Annotated in this window: 8 protein-coding genes; 1 reads left to right on the forward strand and 7 read right to left on the reverse strand. The window is 58.4% G+C overall.

Going from position 1 to position 10,738, the window contains the following annotated elements:
- The first annotated feature begins 100 nt into the window (after positions 1-100).
- On the forward strand, positions 101-2,134 hold the full coding sequence (locus JW929_08230; GenBank protein ID MBN1439380.1) for a hypothetical protein: 2,034 nt from the start codon (positions 101-103) through the stop codon (positions 2,132-2,134).
- An 806-nt stretch (positions 2,135-2,940) separates the two neighbouring features.
- On the opposite strand, the gene JW929_08235 is transcribed toward JW929_08230, so the two are convergent.
- The 7 genes from JW929_08235 to JW929_08265 all read right to left on the reverse strand — a co-directional run bounded on the left by JW929_08235 (position 2,941) and on the right by JW929_08265 (position 10,521).
- Entirely contained in the window at positions 2,941-3,798 is an 858-nt protein-coding gene (locus tag JW929_08235; GenBank protein ID MBN1439381.1) for a hypothetical protein, read from the reverse strand.
- A gap of 129 nt (positions 3,799-3,927) precedes the next feature.
- Complete coding sequence (locus JW929_08240; protein ID MBN1439382.1) at positions 3,928-4,380, reverse strand: GNAT family N-acetyltransferase; 453 nt, start codon at positions 4,378-4,380, stop codon at positions 3,928-3,930.
- 234 nt (positions 4,381-4,614) lie between these two features.
- Positions 4,615-5,796, reverse strand: a complete 1,182-nt coding sequence (locus JW929_08245) for a pyridoxal phosphate-dependent aminotransferase family protein (GenBank protein MBN1439383.1) — start codon at positions 5,794-5,796, stop codon at positions 4,615-4,617.
- 49 nt (positions 5,797-5,845) lie between these two features.
- Positions 5,846-6,709, reverse strand: a complete 864-nt coding sequence (locus JW929_08250) for an SDR family oxidoreductase (protein ID MBN1439384.1) — start codon at positions 6,707-6,709, stop codon at positions 5,846-5,848.
- A gap of 28 nt (positions 6,710-6,737) precedes the next feature.
- Positions 6,738-8,618: a hypothetical protein gene (locus JW929_08255; GenBank protein MBN1439385.1), complete on the reverse strand. Its 1,881-nt coding sequence runs from the start codon at positions 8,616-8,618 to the stop codon at positions 6,738-6,740.
- A 707-nt stretch (positions 8,619-9,325) separates the two neighbouring features.
- Entirely contained in the window at positions 9,326-9,793 is a 468-nt protein-coding gene (locus JW929_08260; GenBank protein MBN1439386.1) for a cupredoxin domain-containing protein, read from the reverse strand.
- Positions 9,794-10,374: 581 nt separating this feature from the next.
- The gene (locus JW929_08265) at positions 10,375-10,521 is read right to left on the reverse strand and encodes a Flp family type IVb pilin (GenBank protein MBN1439387.1); all 147 of its coding nucleotides are present in this window, start codon (positions 10,519-10,521) and stop codon (positions 10,375-10,377) included.
- Positions 10,522-10,738: the final 217 nt, after the last annotated feature.

The following is a 10,738-nucleotide window of genomic DNA, read 5'->3' on the forward strand; positions in this document are numbered from 1 at the left end:
CAATATGCTTATTCTGGAGAAGGATTGTTTGCAGAAATGCCAGTGAGCTGTTAAAATCTGCGGAATATTTCATAATTCCCCCAAAGAGGGAGGAGCACTAATGTCGACCCAGACAAGCAACCATGTACAGGAAGAGGCAAAACTGGTCCGGGTTAAGAGCGGAATATCCCTGGCCAACTGGTGCGACACCAGCCTAACCTTGGCGGAATTCAAATTGGCTAAGCTGGCCTTTGACACTCCCGACGAGCAAACCATATCTTGGTTCGACAAGTTATTCGAGGGCGGCATTGCCCTTCCGGAGGAGGAGGATAGCGTCCTACGTCCCATTACGATGCTGGTTTCGGGTCCTCCGGGATGCGGAAAGACAACGCTTATTACGGAATTGTGCTACCGGTTGGCGGTAAATGAACAAAGCAACACCAAGGCATTATCCACATTGTATATATCCACCGACGCAGAGACAATTCGAGTCAAAAACAACGCCATCGATCTGGGATGGGATAAGGCGGATAAATATTTCATCCCCTTCGATCCGGCTGAAAATAATCCGGTGTTCCAGAGCGGTTTGGTTTCTTTGGTCGGCGTGTGGGGACGGGAAAAATTTCTAAAATCCGTGGATCAGAAAGATATGCTTTATTCCATAATCGAAGCCGCCGCTACATCGTTGGATCAGTGGCTGCTAAAGGCTAAAGTCCCGGAAAATATCCTCAAACGGTTGCAATACCGATGCGCGGACGAACCCGTGAAAGACGCCTCAAAAAAATACATCCCGGACATCCTGGTAGTGGACAGCCTCAATATCCTCAATCCGGAAAATCAGATGGAATTTTTCCAATCCTTTGTTAAGTCTTGCCGCGCCACCAAGATGGTGGTGTTTGTGTTGAACACGGGAACAGAAAATCCGGAGCATAAACTGTGGGAGTATTTTTGCGACATTGTCGTGCAATTAGATCACGAATACATACACGATTACTACATCCGAACCATAGAAGTCGTAAAGGCACGCTATCAGGCTCATCAGTGGGGAAAACATCAATTGAAAATCTACCCCAAACCGTCCCAATTGCGCAAACCCGATGCGAAGGATCAGAACGAGGCGTACAAATACAACATCATGATGAAACGAAGCCACCCATACCGCACCACGGGCGGCGTTTTTATTTTTCCCTCCATCCATTCCTACCTTTCGATTTATAAAAGGAAGACTCCGGTGGAAATCCCCAGCGCCCAGGGAACCCCCGCCCGTGTGGACACCTATCCAGAAAAAATCAATACGATAATTCGGCTGCCGAAGGGGCGTTGCACGGCGTTCATCGGGGAGCGGGGTGGCCATAAAAGCCACCTGGGATATTTGCACCTCTTGAACCGCGTCGTCCATCATAATGAGGATAGTTGTCTGATCATTTCCTTGCGCGAAGACGAGGGGACAACCCGGAGGACCCTGCAAACAATAGCGCAACAGGAGTTTAATTGCTGTCCCGATACTCTGAACACCATTGAAAACGATAATCGGTTGGAAGTGTTGTATTTCCCACCGGGCTACATAACGCCCGAGGAATTCTTCCATCGTGTATTCATCAGCGTCCACCGATTGAAATTGAAAAATAAGCAACTATCCGTTCTCTTCAACAGCCTGGATCAAATAACAGCCCGTTTTCCATTGTGCGCCAAGCAGGAGATCTTCATCCCGGGGATCATCCAAACCCTTTCAGGCGAAGGCGTGACCAGCATCTGCATCGCGGTCAATGAACCCGGCCAGCCGACGCAACAATACGGGCTTTTACCCATGTCGGATCTCATCGTCTCTTTTTCGGTCCGCCGTTTTCGGATACACGATTATTACAGTCATATTAACAAGGGCTGGCAAAAGGATTTTAATGAACAGGAACCCCTCTACCAAAAATTCCTGGCTTTGCAGCAAACCGCCAGCGAGGTCCATGATTTATACCGCGAGGCGGTGGTCTTGCAGGTGATCCGTTTTTCTGGAGGAGAACGCGCTGGGAAGCGGGGAATTCTGGAATTAATCAACAACGATGAATTGAAACGGTTTCCTTATCCGAAGGCCGGCTTGCACTTTACCCCGATGAGTGAAGAGTTGGATCAAGGAACCGACATTACGGATTGGAAAAAATGACTCGGTCGAAGCCCGAAAATTCCCCGACGGCTGAACCCGAGAAACCCTCTTGAAATTCATCATCCTGGCGACCGGATAAAGCGCTCGCTTGTATCCGCTTGCGGCTCATCAGGCAAAACCCCGATTAATCCTTGGCGCTATAACCATCCTGGATATCATCCTGTTTAAAAAACCTCGCCTTCGACGCCGTAAACCGGATTGCCATCGCGGTCAAAGCGAAGTGGCAGGAGTATTTCAAGGCATGATAAGCCTGCCTTCGGCCGGGGCAGGTTGATCATCGCGGCGCGATTATGCTAAATGACGGGACGGCCGCATCCGATGCGGAACGATTGGGCGCCAGGGATGATATCTGCTTGGCCATCGGCCACCTGGCCTATGACAACGGTATTGATATGATGTCGGGCGATCAGTCTTTCGAACGAAATCCGTCTGCGTTTATTGAAACGGGAGAATAAAACTCTCTTCCTCCGCCATCGTTTCCCGCGCGTTTCCCAGTCTGGAGGTTGTTCGGACCAAATCCGGCGACCTAGCCGTTTGGGCGGACGGGAGAATCGTGGTGTTTACAGAAAAGCCGGAACATCGGAAAAACGCGATCCTCGGGGCGGCGGGATTCAGCAAGGGGAATTTTCCGGATGGGACCGCAACGGAATGCGAAGAGGCCTCTCATGCGGCCCCTGCGGGGCGGCGCGAGCGGCTCCGGCCGTTTTCCGCAATCCGAATGTCGTCGCCTATGGCCGGAGGAAGTCTGGCTTCCATCCCGGCCCGTGCATGGCGGAACGCGCCACCGGGCCCGGACCGGGCAGGCTTCAGGAGGGAAGCGCATCGATCCGTTGAAAATCCGCTTTCGCGGATAAAAATATCTCTTTGCTTTTGGATTTGTACCACCCGAACAGGCCGACGCAATTTTTTACCGGGAGGTACACCGCCTCGGACAATATTTGGCACAACATGCAGACGGCGTTCGGATGCAATTGCCTTCGGATCTCTTGATGCCCGCCATCGACGATCCGGAAATACCCCAGCTGGGTTATCGACCAGGAATAGCCATGGGCGACGGAGGATAAAATCCTGTACGCCGATTCCAAATCCAGCTGTTCGCGGATGATCTGGGTGATGGGCGGAAGCGTTTTCCAATTTCCAACCGTCCGGTCGTTGCCTTCCAGAACGGGTGGCCCGCCCATTTCCATCGCTTCGTCCAGCAAGGTTTTCCGCATCCCCCTGGCGGTTTGCGCATTTTGCTTGTCCTCGAGGGAGGAAAAAACCTTAATCTGCTCGTTCACCCCTTCCACTCGGTATGCATATCCCCGCCTGATTCTTTCCAATCCGCGCACCCGACTATCGGAAAACCAACTCGCTAAAGCCGCGCTTTCGATCGCGCTGCGGGTGCAAGCCCATGGCGAAATCGTTAAGGAAGGTTGGCCGATCGTTCTGAGGTACGCCGATACGTGGTCGAAAGAGACGTCCAGCAACAATCCGGCCAATTCGTACGCTTGAATCAGACCCTTCCATTGCTTTTCGGTCGCTTCCGTGAATTCCCGGTGTGATGTTCCCTTTCCGGGACGGATCGGCGAATGGGAATCCACAAACTGCTGCAAGTCGGCGATGTACCGGGCGAACCGCTTTTGGTAATCCTCGGATTGCCTTTCGGAATATGCCTGTTCCATCGGCTTCCCTGACATCCCTTCCCGAAGGTTTGGAATCCCTTCGCGCGCCGTCCATCCCCGCCCAAATCCCGGGGTGCGCCGGAGCCGGCTGCGGCGCGTTCTCGGTCCAGGACGGCCGTACCGCCTTCGTTACCCGGTTTTCTTGAACAGAAACACGATATGGTCGGCCGCGGTAAATCCGCTTTTTTCATAAAAAGCCTTCGCGGGCAGATCCCGATTCGTCAACAGCGTCACGCCGCCCAACCCCTCGGCCTTGGAAAGCGCTTCAATCTTTTCGAGCAGCGCTCTTCCGTATCCCCGTCGTTGGAACTCCGGTTTGATAAACAACTCGTCGATAAACAACTCGTCGTGGGTCCACCACGTTTTTCGATGGGCGAAGAGCGCGCCGGCCATAGTTTCCGATTCCACCGCGGCGAAGCCGAAAAAATGAACATGCGACATGAATTCGGACAAATACCGCTTTCCGGAATCCGGCGTCCAGCGATCGTTCCACGGGGGCGGATTATAGGATTCGAGCAACAATTCCACGCACGCTTCCAAATCGCCCGCCGATAATCTCCGGATTTTCAACGTATTCTCCATATGTCCAATGCCTTCCGCATGGGGGGCCAAGATCCTCTTTCGACATCCGCCGCTTCGTCCGGAAAAGACAAGCCTCTCCCGGCAAGTATATCCCCTTCCCGGAGAACAGAATTCGGATTGCGGGGAAAGCGAAAAAAGGAGGATCCATCCGGATCCTCCGCCATCATCCTGTATTCGATTGTTCCGTCGCGGTCCCGGCGCCGAAGCAATGCCGTCCGTTTCCCCCGTCCGCGCTTACTGGATCATTCCCAGGTTCTTCCCCACTTTCCGGAACACCTCCAGCACGCGGTCCATCTGCGCGTCGGTGTGCGCCGCGATGTAGGAAGTGCGCAGCAGCTGCCGCCCCGGGGCGACGCCGGGGGAGATCACCGGATTGACGAACACGCCCTCGTCGAACAGCACCTTCCAGGAGAGGATCGTCTTCAGGTCATCGCCGAGGATGATCGGGATGATCGGCGAGACCGAATTGCCGATGTCGTATCCCATCCCCCGGTATTCCTTGCGCATCCGGTCGGCGATTTTGTTCAGTCGCTCGCAATGCTGCGGCTCGTCGCGCATGATGTGCAGGGCCGCCAGCGCCGCGGCCGCGTTGGCCGGGGGGATGCTGGCCGAAAAGATCAGCGCCCGCGCGTGGTGTTTGATAAAATCGATCACCGTCTCGTCGCCGGCGATGAACCCACCCAGCGAGGCGAACGACTTGCTGAAGGTTGCCATGATCAGGTCCACGTCCCCCGTCATCCCGAAGTGCGCGCCCGTCCCCCGCCCCTTGCCCACCACCCCGATCCCGTGCGCGTCGTCCACCATCAGCCGCGCGCCGTATTTCTTGACGATCGGCACCATCTCCGGCAGCGGCGCCAGGTCGCCCTCCATGCTGTAGAGCCCGTCCACCACCACCAGCTTGCCCTTGTCGTCCGGCAGCGAAGCCAGCACCCGCTCGAGGTCTTGCATGTCGTTGTGCTTGAAACGCTTGGTTTCCCCCCACGAAAGCTTCGCCCCGTCGACCAGGCTGGCATGGTCTTCTTTGTCGAGGATGACGTAATCCCCGCGTCCGACGAGGGCCGAGATCGTTCCCAGGTTTACCTGCATTCCGGTGGAAAAGACCAGCGCCGCTTCCTTGCCGACGAATTCGGCCAGCTCGTGCTCAAGCTGTTCGTGCATCTCGAGGGTGCCGTTAAGGAACCGCGATCCGGTGCACGACGTGCCGTATTGCCGGATCGCCTGCTCCGCCGCCTCCCGCACGCGCGGGTCCATCGTCAGCCCGAGGTAGTTGTTCGAGCCGCACATGATCAGCCGCCGGCCCTGGAAAACCGCCTCGGTCCCTTCGTTCCCCTCCATCGGGATGAAGTACGGGTAGAGCCCGGAGGCCTTCGCATCCTTGGCATCCGTGAAACGGCCGCACTTTTCGAAGATGTCCATCTCCACTCCTTTGTGATGTGGAATCCGCCCGGCCTCGGGCCGACCCCGTTTAGGCGCGGCGGCGGATATCCGCTTGCGCTTTTTCCTTTTTGCGGACCGCATCCCGCACGAGCAGGTCCACCACCGGGTATTGCCACGGCCCGAGCAGATTGGTGAGCCAATAGAAGAGCTTGGTGTCCCACCCGGTGATGACCAGGTAGCGGTTGCGCTCGACGCCGCGGAGGATGTCGCGCGCCACCGCATCGGGGGAATAGACCGTGCCGGAGGCGGAGAGGATATCCAGCTCCTTGGGCCGGATCGCCTTTTCCCTGGCGAGCGAGGGCGTGTCGGTGTCGGGCGGCAGGGCGAGAGTCACGCGGATTCCCCGCGGCTTGAGTTCGTAGCGCAGGGCGTCGCTCAGCCCCCGCACCGCCCACTTGGTGGGGGCGTAGGAGGAATATCCGAACAGCGCCAGGTAGGCCGCCGCCGAAGCGACGTTGACCAGGTGCCCCCGTCCGCGTTCGATCATCCCCGGCACGACGGCGCGGGTCATGTTCAGCGTTCCGAAGTAGTTCGTCTCCATCGTCCCGCGGAAGACCTGCGCGTCCATTTCCAGGAAATACCCGGGGTGGGAGGTTCCGGCGTTGTTGATCAGGATGTCCAGCGGGCCGAGCGCTTTCACCGCCTCCGCGGCCGCGGCCTGCGCCTGGGATTCTTCCGCGACGTCGCCCGGCGTGCAGCCGATTTTTTGCGGCGCGGCGGCCGCGAGTTCGCGGCGGGCGGCTTCCAGCTTGGAGCCGTCGCGGGCAACCAGCCAGACCGACGCTCCGCGGGCGGCCAGCCGGCGCCCGAGCGCCAAACCGATGCCGCTCGAACCGCCCGTGATAAGCGCGTTCTTCCCGTGAAAGAAATCCCCAGGATGGCCCGGCGACATAAGGAGCCTTTCGATAAGCGTGGTTGGTTTACTGCCAGGTTGGACCAGGTGGCGGAGAAAGTATACCCGAAAAAGGGGCTTCAACGATCCGGTATATCCGTACCTTCCCGCTCCGGTATATCTCTTCCACCCCGGCGCAGGAATCCAGATCCGCGGGTTTTAACGATCCCGCGCCTTCTTTAATATAGATATGGGTCACCCCCTGCTCCCGAACCAGCTTCCAGAAGGATTCCGTACAGCCCCGCAGCGCGCCGACTTCCTTCGCCAGGTCGTTGGTTTGTTCGATGAATTCCCGGCCGGAAAAGCTGTAGAGCATCGGCGGCAAGAGGGTCCGCCGGTCCGCCAAGGGAAGCAGCCACCATCCGCCGTCGATCCCCCGGTAGAGGCCGTTTTGCCAATAATCGGTGTTGATGAGAAAGACCGCGTCCGGCGGCGTGTTCGCCGCCGCCCAGGCAAGAGCCCGGCGGTCGTCGGCATCGGCGAACACCGTGCGCGGGGTGACGATATTGCGCGTCTGCCACAGTCCGAGGGCGCAGGCGGCCAGCGCCAGACCGGCGCAGAACCATTGCGGCCGCCAGGCCGGCCTGCGCCGTCCAATCCATTGCGCAAGAAATAAATATCCGTCGGCCGCTAACACCGCGGCCGGCAGAAACAGGACGATCGCCAGATGGTCCGGCCGGAACGGCTCGATCCGCATCCCCCACGGCAGGGTCTGCAGGGCGAGGATCAACCCCCATCCGGCGAGGATCCGCCGCGGACCGCGGCGGAAGAGCGCCGCCGCCGCGGCGGCCAACCCCGCGCCGAGCAGGATGTGATTCCGGAGTGGGCCGAGCAGAGTCCAAATATAGCCTGCATAATCGGCGAAGTAGGCGGCGTCGGCCTCCGCCTTCGAGGCGATAAGATCGATGCCCACGGCCACGGTGGAATGCCGCAGCATGGGAATAAGCCACGGCAGGGCCGCCGCCGTCCCCGCCGCGGCGGCCAGCGCCAGGGGGGCGAAGCGGGGCCGCAGGTCCCTCTTCGCCAGCACGCACCCGCCGGCCAAGACCAGGAAAACCGCCAGCAGAATTGCGGCGAGGTAGTGGGTCAACAGCAATCCCGCGGTCAGGAGTGCCAGCCGGACGGCGGCGGAGGGCTTCGGTACCCGCGCGGCGAGTTCGACGGCTTCGGCCATCGCCAGCGGCAGGAGGACCATCCCCGCCAGCAGCGTGTAGCGCCCCCACGAAAGGTAGAACGCCGGCATCTGCGCGAAGAAGCCGACCAGCGCCAGCGCGAACAGCGCCCGCCGCCGGTCCGGCCGGACCGCCATCGACAGCCGGTAAGCCGAGAGCGCCGCGGCGGCGTTCAAAATTTGTCCGAAGACCAGCATCGTCCGATCCGCCGCCAAGCCTGAGAACGCGGAGAAAACCGCCGCCGCGGAATGAAAACCGTAATGGTAGTAGAACGGACCCGGGATCCAGGGTTGCAAGTCTGCAGGTATTCCGCCCCGCTCGAGAAACAGCCGGATCAGGAACGCATGGTGGACCGAATCCACCCAGGCGGGGAATTCCAGCCCGCGGGCCTGGTAAAACCGCAGACCGAGCAACAGCATCACAGCCAGGATTTCCAAGCAGGCGAACGCCGAACAGCGGATGCGGATTCCCCGGCGCGCCAGACGAACGAGAATCGCGCCCGCCGCCAGAAGTTCGACGGCGATCAGCGCCGGGAAGGTGAACCGGAATCCGCAGATCCGGCCGAGCAGGGCGGCCGCGGCGATGATCGCGATCCCCAACCCGAAGGCAGCGGCGAGATTCTCGATCCCGCTCCGGCGGCGGCCCTCCTGCCAGGCAAGCACGGCCGCGCCCGGCAGGATGATCCCGAGGGCGGCAAGCAAGCAGAACAGCGCCGAAACCGGATTTAAAAATGACATGCGGTTTAGATGCGGAAGATCGCTGTGATTAAACCATATCCCCGGGAAACGTGAGATTGCTGAAAAAGCCCGTCATGCCGAGCACAACGAAGCATCTTCATCCATTCTCAGGTCATTCGCTTGCCCGCTTGATTCCAGCCCGCGGACCGGGGCGCTTAAGAAGGCTTTTTCAGCGATCTCGAAATGCATCGCTGAGCAGCATCATGGATCGCAAAAACCACAGATGGTTCAGCCTCCCCCTCATCCCATCCTCCCGTCACGGTCCCTCGCTTTCCCTCGCTTTCCCTCGCTGTCCCTCGCTTCCCCTCGCTTTCACTCGCTGAGCTCAGGACAGGCGCTCAGGACGGTCGTGCCGGGATGAATTCTCCCAACCCGTTTCTCACGATGATTGGCTTCGAAGAATGGCATTCTTTTAGATCCGCTCAGCCCCCCCCATCCCATCCTCCCGTCACGGTCCCGCGCTCTCCCTCGCTTTGCTCGGGCCAGGCGCGCGCGACATGCGTTCCGGAATGCATTCTCCCAGCCCATCGCTAAAGCTGGAGGGCTTTCATTAAATGCAGATGTTCATTCGCAGATGTAGGGCTGGGCAGCCGGTCCCGGCGCAATTCCGGGAAAGATGCCCGAAGGGCGGATGAGGGGGGAGGCTGAGTAGAAAAAAGCCGGTTTGCAAACCGGCTCATCTCGGAAAAAAAAGAACATCCGCGAAGTCATTTCACGACGGTGATCATCCCCGACATGCCCTCTCCGTTCGGGCCGCCGCTTTTCTCACAATAATAGCGGTAGGTTCCCGGTTGCTCGAAGGTGAAGGTGAAGGCTTGGCCGACAGCCAGCAACCCGCTACGGAACAAACCGGTTTCCGACGTGACCGAATGGAACACCGGATCGCGGTTAATCCACGTGACCTTCGTCCCGGCCTTGACCGTTATCCGTTCGGGGTGAAACGCGTAATCCTGGAGGTAAATGTTAACCGTTCCCGACGGGATCGAGTCGGTGGGCGTTTTGGTGGCGGAGGATCCGCCGCCCGTCAGAAATGCGGGAAGCTGGCATCCGGATACCCCCGCCCCCAACAGGATGAGGACCGCCGCGCCGAGAAGGATTGTCCGTATCCCGCTATCGCGGGATGAGAAAATCCCGCGGCAAGCCGCGTCGCAGTTTATTTTTTTTCGAATGTCCATTTTGCTCCCTTCCGGATGCCGATCCTGCACGGCATGCTCCATTTGCGCCAGTAAAACCGCCGATGCTCAACGCCCCCGTTTCCCCTGGAAAAAGCGCGCCGGTCTTGGCATTCGATCATGAAGCCGTTCGGGCCCTGGCGCAGTCGGAGTTGCCGTCCGTCCGGATCATGGAGTTCCCGATCCGCGGCGGCCTCCCCCAACCGTGTTTCGCCTGGTTCCTCAGGATGGGTATGCTCCACGGGTGATCGCCTGTGGTTATGGTTGCGGTTTTCGCCGTGCGGGAAAACCTTGTGGTCGACCATTTTACTCACAATCACCGCACCTTCGCGAAAGCCGCGATTCTCTCACGAGATTCTCAGCCACCCCCTCGGTATCGGCGGAAAACATCGGATTCCCATTGCCGGCCGGTGCATGGAGCGATGCGCGGCAATCACCCGCTGGGTATGGATGCCGCCTATGGAAAACGCCGACACCTCACTGGGCGGGAAGGTTTAGGCCGGCGGGGATTCCTCATCCCCCCCAAAAAAACGGCCGGGCGGATGAAGCCCGGCCGTTTTCCAGGATATTGGCTCGATGAACGCCTATATCGTGTTGATGATCTGGCTGAAAACGTTGCCGATCGCGGGGCCAAGGACGGACAGGATGATGATGATCACGATGGCGACCAAAACAAGGATGAGCGCGTATTCCACCAATCCCTGGCCTTTCTTCTGCAGCTTCTTGAACATGAGATTTCCTCCTTTCTAATGGGAGTTTTGTCAAATACAGCCTAATCCATACAATTCATTTTTCCCCCGATCAAGTAAAAAACCTGTAAAAGAACCGTTAATTATTAGCGCATCCAGGCTTTTTCCAGGAATTGCAAATTCCGGTCAATTCGGCCACCGATTCCGGTGTAATCCGGCCGCCCCATACCAACCCTCCATCATCAGCGACGAGATTGTA

The organism is Anaerolineales bacterium, assembly GCA_016928575.1.
Taxonomy (GTDB): domain Bacteria; phylum Chloroflexota; class Anaerolineae; order Anaerolineales; family RBG-16-64-43; genus JAFGKK01.